Origin of the sequence: Falsiroseomonas sp. (assembly GCF_041690465.1) — a bacterium.
Taxonomy (GTDB): Bacteria; Pseudomonadota; Alphaproteobacteria; order Acetobacterales; family Acetobacteraceae; genus Falsiroseomonas.
The window spans coordinates 22,455-43,897 of record NZ_JAWLHG010000038.1 but is presented as its reverse complement, the minus strand read 5'-3'; the positions used below and the strand labels follow the sequence as shown (position 1 = coordinate 43,897).

22 protein-coding genes are annotated in these 21,443 nt (G+C 68.7%); 12 read left to right on the top strand and 10 right to left on the bottom strand.

Annotation, left to right across the window (positions count from 1 at the left end; genetic code table 11):
• The first annotated feature begins 59 nt into the window (after nt 1-59).
• From ACESM1_RS24515 to ACESM1_RS24505, 3 genes are all read left to right on the top strand, one after another.
• Nucleotides 60-371 carry a MucR family transcriptional regulator gene (locus ACESM1_RS24515; RefSeq protein WP_372623855.1) on the top strand — a complete coding sequence of 104 codons (312 nt, stop codon included), beginning with the start codon at nt 60-62 and terminating at the stop codon, nt 369-371.
• Nucleotides 372-602: 231 nt separating this feature from the next.
• Nucleotides 603-1,289: a hypothetical protein gene (locus ACESM1_RS24510; RefSeq protein ID WP_372623854.1), complete on the top strand. Its 687-nt coding sequence runs from the start codon at nt 603-605 to the stop codon at nt 1,287-1,289.
• Between the two features lie 115 nt (nt 1,290-1,404).
• Nucleotides 1,405-1,890, top strand: coding sequence for a hypothetical protein (locus ACESM1_RS24505; RefSeq protein WP_372623853.1), 486 nt, complete (start codon nt 1,405-1,407; stop codon nt 1,888-1,890).
• Between the two features lie 6 nt (nt 1,891-1,896).
• Here the strand turns inward: ACESM1_RS24505 and ACESM1_RS24500 are convergent, their stop codons facing one another.
• The gene (locus ACESM1_RS24500) at nt 1,897-2,181 is read right to left on the bottom strand and encodes a multiprotein-bridging factor 1 family protein (RefSeq protein WP_372623852.1); all 285 of its coding nucleotides are present in this window, start codon (nt 2,179-2,181) and stop codon (nt 1,897-1,899) included.
• Between the two features lie 69 nt (nt 2,182-2,250).
• Here ACESM1_RS24500 and ACESM1_RS24495 point away from each other — a divergent pair, with 69 nt between their 5' ends.
• Together ACESM1_RS24495 and ACESM1_RS24490 are read left to right on the top strand one after the other, a co-directional pair.
• A complete protein-coding gene (locus ACESM1_RS24495; protein WP_372623851.1) occupies nt 2,251-3,936 on the top strand; it encodes an AAA family ATPase in 1,686 nt (561 codons plus the stop codon).
• A gap of 254 nt (nt 3,937-4,190) precedes the next feature.
• Nucleotides 4,191-5,324, top strand: coding sequence for a hypothetical protein (locus ACESM1_RS24490; protein WP_372623850.1), 1,134 nt, complete (start codon nt 4,191-4,193; stop codon nt 5,322-5,324).
• Nucleotides 5,325-5,498: 174 nt separating this feature from the next.
• On the opposite strand, the gene ACESM1_RS24485 is transcribed toward ACESM1_RS24490, so the two are convergent.
• Complete coding sequence (locus tag ACESM1_RS24485; RefSeq protein WP_372623849.1) at nt 5,499-6,959, bottom strand: IS4 family transposase; 1,461 nt, start codon at nt 6,957-6,959, stop codon at nt 5,499-5,501.
• A 133-nt stretch (nt 6,960-7,092) separates the two neighbouring features.
• Between ACESM1_RS24485 and ACESM1_RS24480 the strand changes: the two genes are divergently transcribed.
• A complete protein-coding gene (locus ACESM1_RS24480) occupies nt 7,093-7,257 on the top strand; it encodes a hypothetical protein (RefSeq protein WP_372623848.1) in 165 nt (54 codons plus the stop codon).
• Between the two features lie 18 nt (nt 7,258-7,275).
• Here the strand turns inward: ACESM1_RS24480 and ACESM1_RS24475 are convergent, their stop codons facing one another.
• Both ACESM1_RS24475 and ACESM1_RS24470 read right to left on the bottom strand, forming a co-directional pair.
• Nucleotides 7,276-8,016, bottom strand: a complete 741-nt coding sequence (locus ACESM1_RS24475) for an alpha/beta fold hydrolase (protein WP_372623847.1) — start codon at nt 8,014-8,016, stop codon at nt 7,276-7,278.
• Between the two features lie 30 nt (nt 8,017-8,046).
• A complete protein-coding gene (locus ACESM1_RS24470) occupies nt 8,047-8,391 on the bottom strand; it encodes a hypothetical protein (RefSeq protein WP_372623846.1) in 345 nt (114 codons plus the stop codon).
• 353 nt (nt 8,392-8,744) lie between these two features.
• Here ACESM1_RS24470 and ACESM1_RS24465 point away from each other — a divergent pair, with 353 nt between their 5' ends.
• The 3 genes from ACESM1_RS24465 (at nt 8,745) to ACESM1_RS24455 (ending at nt 9,925) form a co-directional block, all read left to right on the top strand.
• Nucleotides 8,745-9,365, top strand: a complete 621-nt coding sequence (locus tag ACESM1_RS24465; RefSeq protein ID WP_372623845.1) for a hypothetical protein — start codon at nt 8,745-8,747, stop codon at nt 9,363-9,365.
• 102 nt (nt 9,366-9,467) lie between these two features.
• On the top strand, nt 9,468-9,719 hold the full coding sequence (locus ACESM1_RS24460) for a hypothetical protein (RefSeq protein ID WP_372623844.1): 252 nt from the start codon (nt 9,468-9,470) through the stop codon (nt 9,717-9,719).
• Nucleotides 9,716-9,925 carry a hypothetical protein gene (locus ACESM1_RS24455; RefSeq protein WP_372623843.1) on the top strand — a complete coding sequence of 70 codons (210 nt, stop codon included), beginning with the start codon at nt 9,716-9,718 and terminating at the stop codon, nt 9,923-9,925. The genes ACESM1_RS24460 and ACESM1_RS24455 overlap by 4 nt, the downstream gene beginning before the upstream one ends.
• An 18-nt stretch (nt 9,926-9,943) precedes the next feature.
• Here ACESM1_RS24455 and ACESM1_RS24450 read toward each other — a convergent pair whose 3' ends face one another.
• Nucleotides 9,944-10,234: a hypothetical protein gene (locus tag ACESM1_RS24450; protein ID WP_372623842.1), complete on the bottom strand. Its 291-nt coding sequence runs from the start codon at nt 10,232-10,234 to the stop codon at nt 9,944-9,946.
• 541 nt (nt 10,235-10,775) lie between these two features.
• On the opposite strand from ACESM1_RS24450, the gene ACESM1_RS24445 reads away from it, so the two are divergent.
• Nucleotides 10,776-11,570 carry a class I SAM-dependent methyltransferase gene (locus tag ACESM1_RS24445; RefSeq protein ID WP_372623841.1) on the top strand — a complete coding sequence of 265 codons (795 nt, stop codon included), beginning with the start codon at nt 10,776-10,778 and terminating at the stop codon, nt 11,568-11,570.
• 449 nt (nt 11,571-12,019) lie between these two features.
• Here the strand turns inward: ACESM1_RS24445 and ACESM1_RS24440 are convergent, their stop codons facing one another.
• The 5 genes from ACESM1_RS24440 to ACESM1_RS24420 all read right to left on the bottom strand — a co-directional run bounded on the left by ACESM1_RS24440 (nt 12,020) and on the right by ACESM1_RS24420 (nt 17,201).
• A complete protein-coding gene (locus ACESM1_RS24440) occupies nt 12,020-12,442 on the bottom strand; it encodes a hypothetical protein (RefSeq protein ID WP_372623840.1) in 423 nt (140 codons plus the stop codon).
• 128 nt (nt 12,443-12,570) lie between these two features.
• Nucleotides 12,571-13,479 carry an acetamidase/formamidase family protein gene (locus ACESM1_RS24435; RefSeq protein WP_372623839.1) on the bottom strand — a complete coding sequence of 303 codons (909 nt, stop codon included), beginning with the start codon at nt 13,477-13,479 and terminating at the stop codon, nt 12,571-12,573.
• Nucleotides 13,480-13,887: 408 nt separating this feature from the next.
• On the bottom strand, nt 13,888-14,958 hold the full coding sequence (locus tag ACESM1_RS24430) for a hypothetical protein (RefSeq protein WP_372623838.1): 1,071 nt from the start codon (nt 14,956-14,958) through the stop codon (nt 13,888-13,890).
• Between the two features lie 114 nt (nt 14,959-15,072).
• On the bottom strand, nt 15,073-15,609 hold the full coding sequence (locus ACESM1_RS24425) for a hypothetical protein (protein ID WP_372623837.1): 537 nt from the start codon (nt 15,607-15,609) through the stop codon (nt 15,073-15,075).
• A gap of 284 nt (nt 15,610-15,893) precedes the next feature.
• Nucleotides 15,894-17,201 carry an IS701 family transposase gene (locus tag ACESM1_RS24420; RefSeq protein WP_372623836.1) on the bottom strand — a complete coding sequence of 436 codons (1,308 nt, stop codon included), beginning with the start codon at nt 17,199-17,201 and terminating at the stop codon, nt 15,894-15,896.
• Between the two features lie 462 nt (nt 17,202-17,663).
• Here ACESM1_RS24420 and ACESM1_RS24415 point away from each other — a divergent pair, with 462 nt between their 5' ends.
• Together ACESM1_RS24415 and ACESM1_RS24410 are read left to right on the top strand one after the other, a co-directional pair.
• Nucleotides 17,664-19,550, top strand: coding sequence for a glycoside hydrolase family 15 protein (locus tag ACESM1_RS24415; protein WP_372623835.1), 1,887 nt, complete (start codon nt 17,664-17,666; stop codon nt 19,548-19,550).
• A gap of 66 nt (nt 19,551-19,616) precedes the next feature.
• On the top strand, nt 19,617-20,939 hold the full coding sequence (locus ACESM1_RS24410; RefSeq protein WP_372623834.1) for a ferric reductase-like transmembrane domain-containing protein: 1,323 nt from the start codon (nt 19,617-19,619) through the stop codon (nt 20,937-20,939).
• Nucleotides 20,940-21,443: the final 504 nt, after the last annotated feature.

Sequence of the window (21,443 nt, the reverse complement as noted above, 5' to 3'; positions counted from 1 at the left end):
ATCGACGTCATGACCGTGCGCCAATCACGGCGGATTGCCAGCAGGCAAAGGAGCAAGAGATGCACGACCAGGATGACGGCCGCGCTGCGGGGGCCCGGCGCATGGCCACGGGCGGCCAGGTTCCGGCGGTGCCGATCGGCGAGTCGGTGGCCAGGGACTACCTGATCTGCCTGGAGGACGGCCGCCGGATGAAGATGCTCCAGCGACATCTGCGCGTGCACCACGGCCTGAGCCCGGCCCAGTACCGCGCGAAGTGGGGGCTGCCGCCCGACTACCCGATGGTGGCCCCAGGATACGCCGCGGCAAAGCGTGCCGTGGCGGTCAGGATGTGGGTGCCGTTTCCGATGCGACCGACAGAGGGCGACGGGTAGGGCGACGACCGGGGCTGAACCGCGCCGTCATGCCCGGCGGCAGCAACGTCGAGGGCCCACCGCTCGAGGCAGCCGGGGTGATGCTGGCGCGGCGGTCGGGACGTTGCCCTTGATGAAACCGGGGGGGCGTTTCGTCCGGATGCGCACCAAATCTGTTGACGTTGTCCTGGCGCCAGGATAATGTCCTGGTCACCAGCGGCCTCGCCGTCACCTCCTCCGGGACCCACCCCCATGCTCCACCCCGCCTACGCCGAATGCCGCGACGCCCTCGCGGCGGCACCGATGCCCAAGGCCGCCCAATGGCCTCTCGGCACGGTGGCTCGGCTGCCCGAACTCCTCGACCGCGCCGGATGGCCCGCGGAGCAGCTCTGGCTGCACCCCGACCTGCGGGCGTTCAGCGCTCACCGGGACCGGATCGAGGAGGCCCTGCACGCCCGCCTCGGCGCGATCCCCCGCGGCCTGCGGGCCGGGCCGCCGGGCTGCGCGACGGTGCGGAACGTCGCCGACTTCCTGGCCGAGGGTCAGCCCGACCGAGCCTGGCGCCTTGCCGCCCGGCTGTGCCTCGCCGCCCGGTCCGGGCGGATCGACGGGTTCGCGGGCCAACTGGCCGATGACCTCGCGGTCTCGGCGCTCCTCCTCGCCGGTGACGTCCATGGCTGCGTGCTCGGTGCCGTGGAAGCCGCTGCCGTGATGGGTGATCTCGCGGACCGGGCCACCGCCGGCGCGGTCCACTGTCCCGGGCTGGGGCTCGCCCCGGCCGAGCTCGCGGTGCGGATCTGCCGACGTCGGCAGGCCGTCCTCGATCGGGCCGCGAGCCGCGTGGCTGTGGACGGCGGATCCGCGCAGTCGATCGAGGGCCTGATGTGGCGCGCACCCGTCGCGCAGCGCCGCAGCGCCGAACAACCCGGCGAGGGCTGAGCCCTCGCGCGGCACGAGATGCCGCAGCGGCCGTGCGGATGCGACCCGAAGGGACGCGCCGCGGCCGTCCTCGCCCGGCGCCCCCGCCACTTCCACCTGCGGAAGGACACCGCGCATGGTCCGGGAAGAGCTGACTGCCGACCCTGGCTGGGTGGCCGACGCCGCCCTCGACCCCTGGCTCCTGGTCAGCGACGGCCCGGGCAGCGCCCTGTTCGGCTACGCCACCGGGCACCCGGCCACCGGCGGCCTCGCCTGGACGCTCAGCACGCCTGTGCGGCAGCTCGACACGCACCGGAGCCGTGCGGTGACGGCATCGGGGCGACGCTACGACCTCGGCCGCCGGATCGACGTATCCAAGCTGCCGGACGAGGAAGCGCGCTTCGCGTACGCCCTGCTCGTCTGCCCCATCATCGGCAGCGATCCCGCCGCGCACCTCGGGTCCGCCGATCCGCTGCTCGCCGCGGACTGGGTCCGCGCCTGCAAGATGGCGCGCCACCTTGGCGTGACGCCGCCCGAGCGGGACGTCGATGCGCTCTCGGCGTTCCTCCAGCGCCACGCCGACGCCTATTTTATCCTGATGCGCCGGAAGCTCGGTTACTGATCCGGATCAGGGCTCCGCCGTGTTCACCCGGGCGCGCAGCAGCACGCCCTCGCCGCCGGTCTCGGCCCACAGGAACACGATACCGGCGTCCTCAAGGGCGCGGCGCATGGCCTTGAGGCTCAGCCGGATCGGCTGGCGCGCACCCCGCTCGAAGTCGCCAACCGTCGCCCGGCCGACCTCGGCGACCTCGGCGAGCTTGTTCTGCGACCAGTCCAGCAACGCCCGCGCCGCGCGGATCTGCGCGACGGAGGGGAGACGGTCGGGCGCCTCCAGCAACAGGGGCAGGGGCATGCGGCGGATTCCGGTGACCGAAGGGGGAGGCGTGGCATCCAGCAAAAATGCTGACCCGGCGTCAATCGCATGGAGTGCGGCGACGTCCGGTGCGCGACGGCCGTGACGGCGCGAAAGTCGAAGTCGCCGCGCTGGCGCCCGTTCCGCGCCTGGTGCCACGCCCGGCTGAGCCAGGAGCGCCGGAGCGACGCGATCGCGGACGTCGCCGACGCGGTGCGCCTCCATGCCACGCGAGAGACCGAACCGACTCAACGGGGGGCCTGGCTGCGCTGCGCGGCAGGCGTCGCGGCCGGCGATCCGATCGCGTTCCGGATCGCGGCTCGCATTGGCGCGGAGGATTGGCACGAGGGTGGCCCCGAGCCGATCGGCCTCGCGCTCACCGCCCTCACGCTCGCCGCCTCGGCCGACACGTCGCGCAGGGCGCGCAGGGCGCGCCGCGCCTGCGTCGCCGCCGCCGTCGACCTCGCGGTGCTCGCGGCCAACTCGGCACGCATCGCCGGACTCGGCACGCCGCGCGGCCGTCGCCTGCGCGTGGCGACCTGGCGCGCGCTCGCGCGCATCGACCGACTGACGGCGCCGTTCTCGATGCACCAGCGCAATCCGGCGCACCCCGCCGAGGAGCTCGTCTGCGCGTGGCTGGAGACGGAGGTCGAGATCCTGCGCGGCGACCTCAGCGGTTGGCCACCGAACTCGCGGCTGCGCGACCTCGGCAGGCCGCTCGCGGCCGCCCTGGAGCTCGCGACGCGGCGCCCGCGGGCGGCGGACGAACCGGACCTTGAGCGCCTGCGCACCGGCGATACGGAGCTGGCCGCGGACGGGACGGATGCTGCGCCAGGGCACGCCATCGTGCTCCACCCCAACTTCACCGAGGCGCGGCTGAGCGAGCGCCGTGACCGGCTCTGGCGGCTGTACGAGTCGCTCGCCAAGCCGATGCCCTACGCGCCCGTCCCGACGCCCTCGGCGGTCCGACCTGCCCTTGAGGCGTTGCGCGTCGAAATGCCGAACATGGCCGCGGTGATCGACGCGGTGCTCGCCGAGCTCGCGATGGGGTGGGCCACCGGCGCGAACGGCCCGCTCCGGCTGCGCCCCATGCTCCTGGTCGGACCGCCGGGCATCGGCAAGACTCGGCTCGCCCGGCGCCTCGCCGACGCGCTCGGCCTGCGGTTCGGCTGGCTCGGGCTCGGCGGCACCTCCGAGCCGCGCGAGCTCGCGGGCACGGCCCGGGGCTGGGCGAGCACGCATGCGGCCTGGCCGGTGGACCGCATCGTCGCGCTCGGCTCCGCCAATCCGCTGCTGCTGCTCCTCGACGAGGTCGACAAGGTCGGCGAGTCCCGGCGCTCGGCCCACGCGCACGACACGCTGCTCGGCATGCTCGAGCGCGACAGCGCCCGCGCGTTCACGGACGAGTGCGTCGGCGGCCCGGTCGATCTCTCGCATGTGTCGTGGATCCTGACCGCGAACGACGCGGCTGGCCTGCCGGGCCCGCTGCTGTCCCGCCTGCAGGTGGTCCGCCAGCCGTCACCCCGGGCCGAGGACCTGCCCGCGATCCTCGACGGCGTGCTGCGGGACATCGCCGCCGAGCGCGGGCTCCGTGATCCGCGCCTGCTGCCCGGGCTCGACCGGATGGCGCGACGGTTCATCCGCGCCAGTTTCGCGCGGCGGCCCGACATGCGCGCACTCCGGCGCCTCATCGAGAGCCTCCTCGCCAGGGCCGCCCTGGACGAGTTGTCCCCCGGCGACGCCCGCCGGAACTGATCGGCAGACAATCTCGATAGGCGACGGCGGCAGGGCGTGATCCGCCATCAGCGGGTGGGCCGGACGGCCCGACGTCGTGGCCGCCCACCCGACGCAGCAGGCGTCGGAGCTTGGCGGAGGCGTTCGATACGCACGGCCAGGCTGTAATTCGATATAGAGCGGTAATTCTATGAATTATGCTTGGATTATATCGAATTAATCTCTTATAATCCAATACTGATCCGATAATTCCGAAACTAAAGAATTTATCTGTAATGTTCTTTCTGTCCGCGTCGCTGCGGATTATTGCCTTTATGGGCTTCTTCCACGCGATTTCGCGGCCCATATGCATCAAGGGCAAACCGAATCCGGACGGGGGGTGCTCGATGGACAGTGAAATGCGGATCTCGGCCAGCGTCTGGCAGCGGCACGCCCGGATCAAGCGATTCGTCAGCAGGGCCACGGATACCCAGCAGTTCTCGCTGCGCGTCGGGTCGTTGCGCCTGTATCGCAACGAGGATTGGTCCGACAGCTCGCAGACTTGCTTCGTCGGACTGGGAGGCCGCGGGGCCTATGTCGTGAGCATCGCCTCGCGCGGCCAAGAGCGGTGGCACAGACGAGGCGCGCTGGGCGTGCATGCGGAAGTCCTCCGCCTCGAGCCGAGCTGCGAACGTTGGGTTCGCCAGCCGCTCTACGCGTTTTCCAGCGAACAGGTCCCGTTCTTCGACGACCTCATGTTCCACCTCGACACCGCCCAGCCCGTGAGCCCGATGGCGGCCCTGGCGCGCCAGCGCCTCAGATGGCGGAACCTCCGACGCGCCCTCGCCGCTGTGGCTGCGTTCGAGGCAACAGGCGCCGTGGACGGTCTGCCCGAACCTGTGCGTGACCTTCCGGCTGAGGTGGTCGCCCTCGTAGCCCCGCGGCGCTACCCGGAAGTCAGGCTCCTGCGCCAGTGCGCCACATGGCCCGGCGGCGATGCATGGTATGCCCGCGCCCCCGGGGGGGTCCTCATAGCCTGGAACCAAGTGTACATGTGGTGGGTCGACTACCACAGCGAGCTCGGACCGGCGCTCTCGCTCGGCATGATGCCGTCAAGGTTCCGCCGCGCCGTGCGGGAACTCGCGTTCCGACCGCTCGACGAAGCAGCGCCCGACGTGCTGGCCCTGCAACGGGAGGCGCGGAGACGCGAATGGCCGCCCGAGGCGGTGCTCGCAGCCGCCCGCCACGCGATGCTCGCCGCGGGCCTGAGCGAGAGCTTGCTGCGCCGGGACCTCCTGCAGCAGCTCTGCAGACAGGCGGAACTGCAGGACATCAAGCGCCGCGAGGAGGCGGAGGAGATCGCTGCGATGTTCTCATCCCCGCCGAGGCAGCCCGCCCCCGTCATCCCGCTGCGACACAGCACGCCATGAAGGGCGGCTTCGCCGATGCGGCGGGGCCCTGCTGCCCCACGGAATTCGCATAAGGGTCGCGAGCACTGACCGGATCAGCGCTGTCGCAACGGCGTGGCGCTCACGTAAGTGGAGTTGACCCGGTTTTGGGGACACCCCGAGGCTTGAGACGTAACCGTCATCCTGACCTTCCGATTACCCACATTTCTGCTGCATGGCGTCTGCTCCGAGCATCATGTCTGTCAGGCGTGACCAACCGCGCCACATGACGATGATGCCGGGCGGCGGATCGCGGGCGCGAGCGAGGTAGCCGCCGAGGCAGGCGATCTTCGTGAGGTAGCGCGCCAGCGTGGCCGCCGCAGGCGTTGATGGTCGGTCCCTGACAGTGCGATCGAGGAGAACGACCTCGGTTTTGGTCAACACGGCTTTGGTCGGGGTGCAGGGCGCAGCGCGGGCAACCATGGTGGTCCAGAAGACGCGCCAAGCCAGAATGCAGAACAGCGCAATCAGCTTGGTCAGGCGCTCGGCGGTCCGCAGCCGTGCCGCTTCGACGTGGCAACCGGACTTCAGGACCTTGTGGAACGACTCGATTTTCCAGCGCTGGGCATACCAGCGGAGCTTCTCGACCGCGCTCCGCACCGAGTTGACGGTCAGGTCGGTGACGAGCTTCCACTCGATGCGGGCTCGGCCGCGTGGCTTTTTGGCTTCGAACGCATGGATCACGGTCAGGTCGAGTGCGGGGTAGCGCTTCTGCTTGCCGATCGGGGGCAGGATGTGGAGCCTGCGGAAGCGCAACTGGAGGATCGCCGTGGCGGGACGTCCCTTCGCGTCAGGCACCTCGACCGTATGCTGCCCAGAGACCGGCACGCGGGCCATCATCCGCGCGACCGTGCGATGACCATCGTCGGCCAGCCGATCGACGCAGGTGCGGATCAGGAAATGCGTGCCGGCCTCCCTGGCCGCGCAGAAGAACTCGTAGATGTCGTTCTCCCGGTCCCCGACGAAGACGCAGCGGCCGGGATCGCCGAGCAGCCTGGTCGATTGCCTCAGGCTCGACAGCCAGCGGACGCTCTCCTTGTCCTCGATCGGCACCCGCGTCGGATTGACGTGCCGCTTCAGCTCATTGGTGCTCTTGAAGGCCTTGCGGCTCCAGAACTGCACGGCGGTGAGACCCAGCGGCAATCCGTCGCGCGTCACTGCCAGGCTGCCGTGCATCAGTAGGCCGCATTGCGTGCGGATGCGCGGCTTGCCGTTGCGGTCCAGCCCGTTCGGCACCCGGCCAATGGCGCCGATCGTCTCGCGCTTCGCCCAGCGGAAGCTGAACTCGGTCGTGTCCTGGACGACCAAGACCATCCCGGACGTGCTGGCGAAGCGGTCGGCGGTGGCCTGGAAATGCCCGGCCAGCAGCGCATCTTCGCTGAACCGCTCGTTCGACAGGAAGCGGTAGGCCGCCTTCGTGTTCGCCCAGTCCTGGCAGGCCAGCGGCAGCGGCGCCCCCGCCGCCTGCTCGAGTTGCCGCAGCAACAGCCGCAGGCGCTTGCTCAGGCGCTGATCTCCGAGTTGGCATCCCGCCACCTCGGTGTCGATCCAGCTTCGCCCGGCTTCGCTGGTCCCGACCGGGACGCTGTCGCCCGTCCGTTCCGACCCTGCCGGCATCGCCGCCTCGTGCCACGCAACGCACGGCAATCAGCCCGTCATCGCCACCTCGGTTCCGACGCTCCCGCCTAGAAATGTGGGTAATCGGAAGGCCAAGACGACGGTTACGATCGAGCGCGGATACCTCGGCTCGTTGCTCCGGCTAACGCTGCTGGCGCCCGACATCGTGCAGGGCATCCTCGATGGCCGCCCGCAGGGCAGCGTGATGCTGCCACGGCTACTGGCGCCATTCCCGGCCGACTGGGCGCAGCAACTGCACTCTCTTGCCGACCCTTGCGCATCGGCGGGGTCGGCATGAAACCCAGCCCGTGGATGATTAAGTCGCGCGCCAAAGCGTTCGCAGCACCTCGTTGAGAGGCCCGCCCGCGAACTGAATTTCGTGGCCGGCTCCTTCGATCACTGTCCGAGAAGCTCCGATTCGTTCAGCCGTCTCGTTGCAGATGGCATCGAACCCCGTGCTATGCCCACCCGATATGACGAGCTTGGGGAACGCGGCGGACGCCAGGGCAGCCAACGGAAGCTCTGGTTCCCACATCGGTCGTGCGCGACGAAGCACGGGCACGAGCGGTACTGCAGCCGCGACCAGTTCAGGTGAGAGTGCATCCGGATCACTCCCCACAAGCTGCAGAAAGCGGATTACCCATTCCTCGTCAGGGAGATCCTGATCCCAGTGGCGGCGAACGTCTGCCACGAGTGCCCTCGCAGCTTGATGCTTGTGGCCGAGCGCGAACGCGGCTGGCTCCAGCAGCGTCAGAGATAGAGTCGCATCGGGACGTCGAGCAGCGGCGAACATGACCCCGAGGCCACCGTAGGAGTGACCAACGAGATGAGCGCCATCGCCCATGAGATCAGCAATATCCTCGGCATCAACCAGGAAGTCCTCGCCGTCAGCCGCAGGGCTTAGCCCATAACCTCGCCGATCCGGCGCCAACAGATGAAAGCCCTCTTGTGCGAGCGATCGCTGAGCCTGCCACTCGTCGGCTCCTATCGCTAAAGAGCCGTGCACCAGCACGACCGGCACGCCCGATCCCCAGGAGTTAACGAAGAGGCCGCTCATGGTCGACTTCCTTGCAATCGCTCAGTTGGCTCACTGCGCCGCCACGTTCCGTGTCGCGCAGGTGTTCACCTGTCGCTGCTCCCACGGGCGGCCGTTCGCGTAGATCACCCGGATGTCGTTGATACACTGGCCACCCGGCAGCAGGACGACCATCGTCCGGCCGGGGATCAACGGCGGACCGCTGACCTCGCGTGTGCGGTCTGGCCCCCAGTTCGGATCGCTCGACGCCGATACGTAGACCTCGCGGAAGGCCGCCGCACCCTGGTTGTGCAGAACGAAGGACGCGTTGGGCGGTGGTGCCTGCGCGGCGGCGGGTCCGGCGAGGATAAGGGCCGTGACGACGCGGAACGCCAGGTGGCGGGTGGGGCGGGTCATGGGGCGATCCTCCTGCACGGTTGCGAGCTCCGGACTGCGGTGCGGTCCCGACCTGATGGATGCGGCCGCGCCCGCTCGTTGGTGAGCTTCGCCTGGCGATATTTCAGGGCGATGTCGCGGGGGCTGGAATCGGGTTTCGTCCCTTGCGTCGGCAACACGTGCACCCGGCTCTGGTCAAGGCGCTGGCGCGCCCCTTCAGGTGCGACCCGAGCCCCGCTGGCGCGGTGGCGGCGTGACGAAGCCGAACGCTCGCCGGAGCTCCCGAGGCGAGACCCGCCGGCATCCCGGCGAACTGATCCAGGACCATAGTCGAGCGTTGTAGACTGCGTGAGCCACGCGTCGCACCGGGGTCCATGGCCATGCATCTGAACCTGCGCAGCTACCCGACGATTGGAACGAGCCGAGGCACGATCGAGAAGGCGGTGCATAACGAGCTCTTGCCGACCCTCCAATCTCAATCCGGCTTCGAGGCCTACTTCGCGTTCTGGGACCAGGCGGGCGCTGGCGTTAGCGTCAGTCTCTTTGCTGATGTGGAGGCGGCGCACCTCTCCACCGACGCCGTCCGCCGCTGGCTGGCGAGTCATCTGGACTTCTTCCCTGCGCGCGGCGAGGAATTCTCGGGCGAGTGCTTCATGCACGAGGAGGCGCCTCGGCGTGCAACGGATGCGGCCGATCCGCCGTACCTTCTCATCCGCGTGCTGTCAGGCGTCCCGGGCACGCAAGATACGCGCGCGTTTGTGGAACAGCGGACGCTCCCGTTGATCGCACGCTCGCCAGGCTTCCAAGCCGTCTGGATGGCACGGAGCGACCGGGAGGCGGGCGACGCCCTCGTCACCACGCTCTTCGACGGCCCGAGTGAGGCCATGGCGTGCCACGGGTTGGCCGTGAGACTTCTCCACGAAGGACTTCCCGCCGTTTCGGTGACAAAGGTCATGCATGGCCGCGCGGTGATCGCGTGCCTCGGTGCGGCATGAAGGGATGCGGCCGTCGGCGAGCAGTGACGCCGCGATCCAGAAGTGGCTCGATCCGGCACTGGTGAAGGCGTTGGCGCGGTCGTTCTGGCAACAGACCAGCGCGTGCTGGACGAGGGCCCCTACGCCAGCGTGAGCGAGATGGCCGCGGCGGAGCAAATCGAGCGCCGCTACCTCGGCACGCTGCTGCGGCTGACGCTGCTCGCGCCAGACCTGTTCGAGGCAGTCGTCGACGGCCGCCACCTCCAGGAGCTGACGCTGCCGCGGCTTCTGGAGCCGTTGCCAACCGGCTGGATCGAGCAGCGCCGCACACTCGGCGGCAGAACATCCCACCAAGCAACAGGAGACCGAGCGTGAAGCGCATCACCTTCACCATGGACGAGCGCGGGCTCGTTCATCGCATCTGCGCCGACGAGGACGTGGAGGTCTACATCGTCTGCCCAGGCATCCCGCGTGACCGGGTCTACCGGTGGAGTTCGCTGCAGGTCGGGCCGGAGCACGTCGACGAGGAGATCGACGGCTGGCCGGTGGGCGATAGGGATCACCTGCCGGCGCGGCACTGATCCGGCCGCATCGCGCATTCAACGATCGCGGAAGGCGATGGCGTTGCGCAGGGCGTGGACGATCTGCTCCATGCGTCGCTCGAAACCAGCCCCCGCTTCGGGATGGCCGAGCGCTTCCGCTCCGATGACGCCACGGAGGACTGACGCTTCGAGCTGGCCGGCCATGGTCTCCATGGCGCGCAACGCTGCACCTGAGCCGCCGCCCTCCATCGAAGCGCGCAGGACCGCGATCTCGCCAAAGGCAGCCGCGAGCGCTGTCTCGAGTGCGACGACCTCGCCGCGCAGCTCTTCGATCTTATCCACGGCCATGCCATGCTCCAGGCCCATTGCACGCGCCGTCAACGCGCAGGGTGGTTGGCGGTGCCGACTGAGCCGGCGCTGGTGAAGGCACCCGTCGAGCCGGGCGGACGGAATGCCAGCCTCCCTGATTGCTACTCCCGGCGGCGCCCGGGCAGGCGCGCCACAACCATCAGGGCGACGCCCACCGCAATGATGCCGTAGGTTTCCGGGTTCGACCGGGGCATGTCGACTACAGCCATTGGCAGCTACAGCAGCGCGTCCCAGCCGAGCAGCAGCGCAGCCAGGCCGAGCGCCACCAGCAGAGTTCCCAGGGCCAACAGCAGCCTAGTGGATGGCACCTGACGGAAGGTACTGTCCAGGGCTGCCCGCTGGACGCTCACGAGAAGGCGTGCGTATGGCCAGTGGTTTTCCGCCTAGCCTGTGCAGGGCGGCCGGATCGTCCGGGATCTGCGTCGGACGCGAGGTGCAGGTCAGGATTGCCACCGGTCGATGATGGCGCGCACGAGCGCAATGAACCTCGGGGCGCGGTGAGGGAGGCGGCAAGGGTGCGATGGCGACGGAACTGACTTACGGCGAGGATGCCGCGGCGGGATACGAGCGGGCCTTCGCCCACATCTCGACGCACTTCGTTCCCTTCCTGCTGCGCGCCGCGCGCCTCGCGCCGGACATGCGCGTGCTGGACATCGCCGCGGGCACTGGACTTGCTGCCGAGGCGGCCCTGACCGTCGTCGGCCAAGGCGGCCACGTCACGGCCGCCGACATATCGCCCGCCATGGCCGAGAAGGCGCGCGCACGGTTCGCCGGCGCCCCGAACGCCACGGTGAGCATCGAGAATGGCCAGTCTATGGGCTTCCCGGACGAGAGCTTCGATGCCGTTCTGTGCAGCCTAGGACTGATGTTCTTTCCCGACCCGGCGGGGGGCCTGGCGGAGTTCCGCCGCGTCCTCTGGCCAGGCGGATGGGCAGCCGTGTCTGCCCCGGCGGCGCTGGAGCGGTCCTGCAACGGCAAGATCAACCGTGCGATCGTCCGTCACGCGCCGTCGCTCGCCGAGGCCACCGAGCGCTTCTTCTCCCTAGGCGATGAAACGCGCCTGCTTTCGCTGTTCAAGGGCGCGGGCTTCCAGGAGGTAGGCATCACGACGGAGAGCCACCGCTTCGCGTTCCCCTCCTTCGATGCCTACTTCGGGCCTTTCGAGCGGGGAGGTGGATCGACCGGACAGGCGTTCCTCGCGCTGACGGAGGAGCAATGCCGGACCGTGCGCGAGGAGATGCGGCGCGAAGTGGGCGACGCGGGCGGGCCGATCGGGATCGAGGTGGACATCAGGATCGCCAGCGGGCGGCGCTAGGCGGGGCAGGCGAGGATGAGAAGCCAAAGAGCCAGGGCGAAGCGGCGAGCGCGACACCGCCCGCGACATCCAGCGCCAAGTGCTCCTGCATGGTCAGCGCCGACACCAGGCCGAGTTGGTAGTCGGCCAGGCCGGCGTAGGCGATCGCGCCTGCACCGGCGGCTTGGCACGTGCGCGCCTCCGCGGAACGGGACGGTAGGTCCAGCACGCGCGGCGCAAGCAACAGGGCGACGCCCCAGGCGTAATCCACAACGCCAGGACGCGGGTAGGGACCAAGCGCAATTGATTCTTCCTCTCCCGGCGGGCGCTGCCGACCGGCCGGATGATCCGTCTCACTGATCCTCGCAACGCTCGCGAGAGGGAGGTGTTCCGGGAACCGGACGGCGGGAACCGGCGTCGGCCTGCGTGCCTCTGACCATCAGGTGAGCGAGAAGGCCGCCGTGCAGCGTTCACCGCTTCCGATCCCGGCCGCGCCCGGCTGGCTTACTGACCTCAAGGTCTGGCTCAGGGCCCGCTGCGCGTGAGACGAGTTGCACGACGGCGGCGCGGGTTGGGACATCCAGGCGCCGATAGTGCCGCAGCAGAGCCTCTTCGTCTGGCGCGAGCAGGCCGAGCTCACCCTGCGGGTCCTCCAGCATGTCTGCCGGGACGAGGTCTCCTGGTTCGAGCCCGAGAATGAACTCCTCGGCTACGTCCAGAGTGGCCGCCAGTCGCCGCAGCGCATTGCCGCGGGGCAGCTTTCCGGATTGATGTACGATGGCAGCGACGGTGCCTGCAGGCAGTCCCGCTTGGCGATCTGCCTCCTCAGCGGATAGCCCGAGCCGCTCCAAGCGGCCTTCAACACGGCTGGCGATCTCGGCGTCGGCATCCAACTCTCGACCTCCCTAAGCGAGGATCTCGAATGACCGTAGGCGCGCCACATGGCCGTAGATCGCTATTGCCCGGCTAGCCGACCCGACGCACCGAACTGGAGGTCCGGATCGAGGCGTGACGTCTGATCCTACCGCTTCGGGAGCCAGCGCTTGGCGATGCGGCAGGCAACCGTGAAGGCGGGGTTGAAGACATTGCCGACATCGTAGCGGACGACTTGGCCCATCAGGTGGCTGGCGGCGCGGGCGTCCAAGCCGTAGTCCTCGCCGAGCCAGCGCGACATCTCTGTCGTAGCGTGCTGCAGCGCCTGGTCCAGCGGCCGGGCATTGCCGACGGTGAAGATGTCGTCGGCCGTCTCACCGCGCGGCCAGGTGATCGTCCGCTTCAGGACGCGGAAGGTCACCTCCATCTCGAAGGATGTCTCGATGCCGGTGCCGGTGATCTCCCCGTCGCCTTGGCAAGCATGCCCGTCGCCGAGATAGAAAAGCGCGCCGGGTACCGCGACGGGAAACCAGGCCGTCGTGCCCGGTGCGAACAGGCGGTAGTCCATGTTGCCGCCGTTCTGCGCGCTTGTCGCGGTGGACAGCGACTGCCCGCCCGCTGGCGCGACCCCGAAGCAGCCGATCATCGGCTGGATGGGCGGCGCGAAATCCTCCAGCCCTTTCACCTTGTCCTGCAACCGCACCGTCCCGGCCTCGCGGTCGATATCCCAGACGACGCGCTGCTGTGGTGGCCTGTCGAGGATCGCCGCCGGATCCAGCACGGTGAGAGCGAGCGGCGAGTAGGTCCAGCCGGTCGCACGGCTCGGTGTCAGCCGATCGATCCGCACGGCGAGCGTGTCCCCGGGCTCGGCGCCCTCGATGAAGAACGGACCCGTCATCGGGTTCGGCCGGCTGGCGACGGTCACATCGCGCGCATCGAGGCCGGACGCGTCGAGAGTGTCGGTCACCACCGTGTCGCCATCCGCGACGCGTAGGCAGGGCTCGGCGACGCCGATCGCGTTGAAGTATCGTGTGGGACGGAAGCGGTGCGTGGCCATGGGCCCCCCGGGAGATCTCACTGGCATGGGCCGACCGGTCCGCGCCAAGGCTGCTCCCGGCACGCTAGGAACCGGGTCGCGTGGCGGTCAAGGCAAGGAGCGAGCCATGGCGTTGGCGCCGATATGCGTATGCGAGTCGAGGGGCTGACCGGGCGGCTAAGGGCTCGATCTCGGCGCGGTGGCGGGCACCGCACGGACGGCCGCATGAGCTCTGTCACCAGCATCCCGGTCCGGTTCGTGCTGACCATCCGGCGGCGGCCGGGGCGGAGAAAAGATAGTGGTGACGCCGGTCTGGGCCGGCCCTCTACACGGCGCTTCCGACACGGACCGACCCAGTGCTACAGGGGACCGTTGACCGGGCGCGGCAATAGAGCGTGCCAACAGCGGACCAGGAGCTTTCGCTTTCGCCTAAGCCCCTGCTGGCTGCCCCTCCTTGGGCTGGCTGGGCCGAGAAAATTCGGGCGGCAGGGTCGGGAGACCTCGGACAATGGTGTCGACTAGCTGCCGGAGCTGTCGTGATTTCTCGCGTGATGGCTCGGTTTTCGCAAGCATGAGCGCATAGCCCTCGTCGGCCACCTTGCGGGTGACCAGCATCAGCAACCACCTGAACCTATCCTCCGCGAACTGCAGAAAGGTGTAGATCGGCTGCATCGCGTCAGTGTCGAAGATCGACAGCGTGTGGTGTCCTCCGCCAAACTGATTCCGCAGTACCACCATGGGCACGAAGGTGGTCTCAATCTGGTCAGTTGGTATGCCGAGGCGCGTCAATCCGGCACGGACGTGGTCGATGGAGCCTGGGCGGTCCCGTTCCCTCTCCTCTCCCATGAAGAGGGTGTCCAATACCTTGGCTAGGTTCAGGATTATCTCCGGCGCGAACTCCCAAAGCGAGTTGCCAACTCTTGCGAGGCGGCAACCGGTCGCGAAGTAATGCAAGGCACCGAAAACGCGTGGCTCATCGCCGAGTCTGGTGATCCGGTATAGGTGTGCCACGAGTTCCTGGCTGTACTCGCTGTGAACAACGCCTCTTGCAGACGGAAGGACTTGGTGAAAAGCCCATTGCACCGGTGTGTCACCGATGGTTCCAGTGACTTGAACGATAGCCGCCGTATCGAGGATGGCGAGGTTCAGAAGGGGCAGCACGCGGTGCTCGACCAGTCCGATGATGTCGGGGATCTCACCAAGTTCCTGGATGCGACCGGACACCACGATCCTGCCGGTCTCGATGCTAATCTGGTGCGGTTTAGTCAGGAGGCAGAAGGCGACCGGAGGAAGCGGTGGGTCCGACACGATGCCCGTACGGCCGGAGTAGAAGTCGATCGACACGGCGCCGAGCCCCGCATGAGCAGTGAGAGCTGGCTGGTCTGACCCGAGCAGTCCGGCCGCGGGCGCCAACTCCGCGGCTAGGCGGAAGTCGGCAGGGATCGGCGGTGGTGTGTCGAACATCAGGGTCCGGCGCTGCAGCCGATAAAGCGAGACCATGGCGAGATCCGCGATACGAATACGTGCTCATCTAGAACAGTCATACCGATGAAGCATGCGAGATTTCACGACCCCGCCATTCAGGGCTGCGCGCGCCTTACCGGGACCCTGGAGCTACCCACACGCCGCGCAGGTCGTCAGACCGCGCCGCTCGCGCGCCGGCTGGATTGCGTAGCCGCAGCGCAGGCAGTTGGCCCTGTCATCGGCCGGGTCGAACGGGTCCGCGGTGCGCCTGATTGGTGCCACGGCCGCCTGCTTCCGGGGCCGCCCACGACCGCGGCGGTCTGCAACGACGGACTTCGGACCGGGGACGACATGTGCGGCTTCGGCCGCAGGCACCGGAGGCGACCGCGCGGGCATGATGTGAAAGGTCGGTTCGGCCGGCGCACTGATGCTCGGCTCCGGCGCGGCGGGACGCTGAGGCGCCTGCCTGGCCGGGAAGCCATTGTCCCACGCCGCCGCCCGGACGCCGACGGACGAATGACGCGGCTGGTCGGTGGAACGGGGCGTTGAGCCGGACCGAACATGCACGACCTCGACCGTCCTGCTGCCGCGGGCGCCACGCTGAGGAATGCTGCGCGTCTCGCGGCGATCGGTGGATGGAGACTTCTCGTCGCGAAAGTTGGCGAACACGTCGTCGATCTCGGACATGGACCTCCACGGATGTCAGGCGTTCCGGCTCCGGCAGGCCGACTGCTGCCGAGGCTTGGGGCCGAGTAGAAAGTTGAGCGGCAGCACTGCCGAGCGATCGGAAAAGCTGAATATCGTGGCAGGGTGCTGCCAAGAACGATTCGCGATCAAGCACTTAATGCTACTGTGTCATGAATATTTGTTGTTGCGTGAGGCGTTGGCAGCAGGGACATCGCGGCATGCTGCGGGCGAGTTCACGGGCGATGCGGACACGCAGGGTGGCGATGGAGTTTTCGACGTGGCGTTCAGGCCGGATTGGCGGCGCCTCTTGGCCGGTAGTCCTTGGGAATGCCAGGTGCCTGGATGATTGGCGCGCCGGGTTCTGCTGAGGGGGGAATCGCTGCCCGTTCGGCGACCAGGAATCCGTAGGCTGCGATGCAGAGGGTGGCGTGGTGGTGGAAGCCGCGCCAGCCACGGCCTTCGTAGTGGCCGAGGCCGATCTCCTGCTTCATCTCCTGGTAGTCGCGCTCGATGCGCCAGCGCAGCATGGCGTGGCGGACCAGGCTGGTGCGGCTGATCGTGGCGGGGAGGGTGGAGAGCCAGAACTTGGTGGGCTCGGCCTCACCGACCGGCCATTCGGTCAGGCACCACTCCTCCGGCCTCGGCGTGGCCGCGTTGTAGTCCCGGTGGGCGGGGCGGACGCGGATCGCGGCGAAGCGGGAGGCGAGCGGCGTGTTCGTGCCCTGTCGCCAGGTCACCCGGCGCCAAGCGTCCCTGGGCAGACTGGCAGCGAGTTCCCTGGCCGAGACCGGCTTGTGGGTGGCGCTGCGCCCGACGCGGCTCGGCGGCCGTCCGCGGCCGCTCCAGGGCTTGACCGGCAGCGGCGCCTGGCCCGGCGGCCAGAGGCTGGTCGAGGACTGGATGCCGACGACATAGGCCAGGCCAAGGGCGGTGATGCCGTCGCGGAAATCCGTGTCCACGCCATAGCCCGCATCGGCCAGGACGGTGCCGGGCGGGATGCCGTCCGCCTGCGCCTTGCGGATCTGCTCGAGGGCAATTTGCGGCTTGGTGGCGAAGCGAAGGTCGTCGGGCACGCCGGCCTTGGCGCGCCGTGCAGCATCCTCGGCCCAAGCCTTCGGCAGGTAGAGCCTGTAGGCGACCGGCAGGCTGGCATGCCCGTTGGCGACCGAGAGGCTGACGGCGACCTGGCAGTTCTCCTGCTTGCCGAGTTGGCCGCAGTACTGCCGCGCGACGCCGACGGAGTGCGTGCCCTTCTTGGGAAAGCCAGTGTCGTCGACGATCCAGGCCTGGATCGGCCCGTGCTCCTGGATGGCGGGCAGCGCTTGGGTGCGGACCACGGCCAGCACCGCGGCGTCGGACCAGTCGGCCTTGGCGACCAGGTGGTGCAGTGACTGATGGGCGGCCTGGACCCGGCCGGGCTCGACCCGGGCGGCCATGGGCTCGATGCTCTTGCGGTCGCCGGGCAGCAGCAGGCCAGCGCAGTAGTTGCGTAGCGGGGCGACGCGGTCGGCATGGCCGAGGGCCGCGCCGAGCGCCTCGACATAGGCAGCAAACCGCGATTCACTGCCGTCCGGTGGGGATGAACGAGCCAACCGATGCCTCTCTGCGTCAGAATCTCCACGCATAAGAAAGCAGCGCCGAATCGCACAAGCATTTCATGACACAGTAGTATTAAGCTTGAGGGTAAAATCGGCCTACCCTCAAGGTCCGGAGAGACTCCGTCGATCGGAGAGGGTTTTCGCCTCTTCGTTCCGACATTGCACCATCAAGGTTGGTGCGCGAACCTCGGCCAGACAGGCGTTTCCGCATGGCCAAACCGACACGGGAGAGAGTTACGGTAAGGACAGACTGGAGCAGCGGTAGGAACTGGGACCACAACCGTCTCTGGGCACACGCTCTGCCGGAACGCGTCACCGAACACCGCCGCGCTGCGCGCGTTGCTGCCCGATAGGGAACGTCTTGGGCGGCATTTAATCACCATGACGACCATACCCGAGGACACCCGCCCGAGGGACGGAGCTCACGGCGAGCCCGATCACGCCAGGGAGATTTCCATGACCGGCAAGCAAATCGGCCTGCCCGCCCTGCCACTCCCCGGCCGGGAGGAGGAACGGGACTTCCTCCCTATCCGCGACTACGGGCTCATCGGCGATTGCCACGGCGCGGCGCTGGTGGGGCGCGACGGCTCGATCGACTGGTGCTGCTTCGAGCGCTTCGACGCGGCGCCGACCTTCGCCCGGCTTCTGGACCGCAGGCGCGGGGGCTTCCTGCTGCTCCGCCCCGAAGCGGCAGTGCCTCGCGTCCGGCGGCGCTACCTTGAGGGGACAGCCCTGCTGGAGACGGAGTTCGAGACGCACTCCGGAACCGTCGCGGTGATCGACATGATGCCGGCCGCCGCCCTGCCGGATGGCGGCATCGGCCCGGCCGGCTGGGTCGTCCGGCTCGCCGAGGGCCGGGCCGGCGAGGTGGCGATGCGCGTCGCGCACCGTCCTGTCCACGACTTCCAGGCGCCGCCAATTGAGCTGGCGCGAGACAGCCACGCCGCTCTCGCCGCGCGCTGCCCGACCCTGCATGGCGAGGTTCCCTTCTCCCTCCCCGAGGCCGGCACCGCCGCTGTCGCCCGCTTCACCCTGCGCGCCGGCGAGCGGCGTGCATTCCTGCTCGCCCCCCCGGAAGCCGAGGTTGCCGATCCCGCGGCCACCGCGGCGGCCTTCCTGCAGCGCACGCATGCCTTCTGGCGCGAATGGGTCGGGGGCATCCGCTATCATGGCCCCTATCGCGACACCCTGTTGCGAAGCGCGCTCATGCTGAAGCTGCTGATCTATCACCCGACCGGCGCGATGGTGGCGGCCCCGACGACCTCGCTGCCCGAGACGATCGGCGGCTGCCGCAACTGGGACTATCGCTATTGCTGGCCGCGCGACGCCTCCTTCGCGCTCTATTCGCTGCAGAAGCTCGGGCTGACGGCGGAGACCGAGGGCTTCTTCCGCTTCCTCGTCCGCGCGGCGGAGGAGACGTTGCCTGTGATCCCGCCGCTCTTCACGATTGATGGCCAAGGTTGCGGGGCGGAGCGGATTCTTGAGGATCTGGAGGGCTACATGGGCAGCCGCCCCGTGCGCGTCGGCAACGAAGCCGCGATGCAGCACCAGCTCGACGTCTATGGCCAGCTCCTCGACCTCATCCATCTCTACAGCAGCGCCCGGGAGGATGGGTTGTCGGATGAGCTGCGGCGGCTCGGCACTGGCCTCGCCGATTACGTCGCCGCTCGCTGGCGGGAGCCGGACCACGGGATCTGGGAGCCCCGCCTGACGCCGCGGCGCCATGTGCACAGCGCCATAATGGCGTGGGTGGCCCTCGACCGCGCGCGCCGCCTGTTCGGCCCCCGCGCTGATTGGGATGAAGCGGCGGTCGCGCTGCTCGATGAGATCCGCAGCCGCGGCGTGCACCCCTCAAGCGGCTTCCTCACGCAGGTCATGGACGGGCGGGACACCGACGCCGCCCTGCTGCTCGCACCCATGGTCGGCCTGCCGATCGCGGATTCGACGCTCGCCCGGACAGTGGAGGCCGTGACCGCCGAGCTCGCCGAGGGGCCGCTCGTCTGGCGCTATCACAGCGAGGACGGGCTGCCGGGCAAGGAGGGCGGCTTCCTCGTCTGCAGCTTCTGGCTAGTGGATGCGCTGCTCGCGCTGGGACGCGGCGAGGAGGCGCGGGCACGTTTCGAGGCGCTGCTCGCGCTCGGCAACGATCTCGGCCTCTATCCCGAGGAAATGGCCGTGGATGGCACCTTCCTCGGCAATTTCCCGCAGGCATTCACCCATCTCGGCCTGGTGCAGTCTGCGCTGCTGCTCGATCTGTACGAGGGCGGCGGGGCTTCGGCCATCCGCGGCACCCATGCCGATCGTTGGCGCCGCATGTCGGCGCGGCCGGAAGGCAGCGCGTAGCACCCTGCGCGGAACCTGCGTCCACCGGTCCGGTTCCGGACGCATACCGAGCGGGAGGGCTGGGGCATGTACTGGCGGGCGGCGGCTTGGATCGGCATCTACCTGTTGCTCGTGCTTGCGCCCCAGGCCGTGCTGCTGCTGGGCGAGGTGCCACCGGGCCGGGATTTCTGGTGGAATTTCTCCATATCGCTCGGCTTCGCTGGAATGGCGATGATGGGCGTGCAGTTCGCCCTGACCGCACGCGTCCGCCGCATCACTGCGCCCTTCGGAATAGACATCATCTACCTGTTCCACCGCTATCTCGCCTGGATCGCCCTCGCGCTCGTCTGGGCCCATTTTGCGATCCTCTGGGTGGGCTACGAGGAGGCGCTGGGTCCCACGATCGACCCGCGCGAGGCCCCGTGGGAGCTGACGGCGGGGCGGGCCGCGCTCGTGCTCTTCACATTGGCTGTCGTCACCTCGGAATGGCGCAAGCAGCTGCGGCTGGAGTATGGCCTCTGGCGCTACGCACACGTCGCCTTCGCCACGCTGGGCTTCGCCGCAGCCGTCGCGCACATCCTTGGCATCGGCTACTTCACCGCCGCTCCGCCGAAGCGCGCGCTCTGGCTGTCCGTCACGCTGGTCTGGGTGCTGCTGCTCGTCTGGGTGCGGGTGGCGAGGCCGTGGAGCGAGAAGCGGCACCCGTGGCGGGTCGTCGAGGTCCAGCCGGAACGGAACGACACCTGGACCCTCGCGGTAGAGCCGGTGGGTCACTCGGGCCTGAAGGGCTTCATGCCCGGCCAGTTCGCCTGGCTGACGCTGCGCGCCTCGCCTTTCGGACTGCGCGAGCACCCCTTCTCGATCGCCTCAGCGCCCGAGGATCTGCCGCGCATCGAGTTCGGCATCAAGGCACTCGGCGACTTCACAGGACGGATCGGTGAGATCCGGCCGGGCGAGACGGCCTACGTTGACGCGCCCTACGGGATCTTCTCGATCGACCGCAACCGCGACGCGGCCGGCTTCGTCGGCATCGTGGGCGGCGTCGGCGTGACGCCGATGATGAGCATGCTGCGCAGCATGGCTGCACGCGGCGATCGGCGACCAGTGTGGCTGTTCTACGGCAACAAGAGCGGGGAAGCGGTGGCATTCCGGGAGGAGTTGGGCTGCCTGCGTGAGAGGCTCGACCTGCATCTGGTTCATATTCTGGAGCAGCCGCCGCAGGATTGGCGCGGCGAGACCGGCTACGTGTCGCGCGACCTGCTGGAGCGCCACTTGCCTGCGGAGCTCCGCACGCGGCTACACCATTTCCTGTGCGGCCCCGCGCCGATGACGGCAGCAGCGGAGGAGGCGCTCCACGCGCTCGGCGTGCCTGCTCATCGGATCCAGACGGAGGTCTTCGAGTTCGCCTGAGGATGATCGTCCATGCGTCGCAAGATCGCATTCCGCCTGGCCATGTTCACCGGCGCGCTCGTGGTACTGATGGCGCTTGGCTTCGCCGTGGCAAGGTAGGGCTGCTGGAGGCCGCAGCCCGAGGTATCCTTGGCTGACTTTGCGCTTTGCGGTGCTCGTGGAGCCTTCGGGGTGCGGCGAGATGGACCGGACCGGACCGGACCGCAGCCGCAGCCGCAGCCTGGTCGCGTCCGCACGAGCGCTTCCTGGGCCGCCGCGCCCCACCGGTGAGTATTCGGCTGCTTCTCCTGCAGGTCCAGCTCGTTACAGCTCGGCCCCGGATCCCCGATGTGCGGAACCCGGAGGCTGACCTGCGTCTGCGCTATCGGCTTGGTGTGGTTCCACCGCCGCCAGAGGGCGCCGCCGTTGTCCCACCAGTGCCCCCACTCCTCGCCGGCGGGGAGGCACGGTCGGCGCCCGGAGGCGGTACTATCGTCACATTGGCCCCGCCGCTCGGCGGTACTA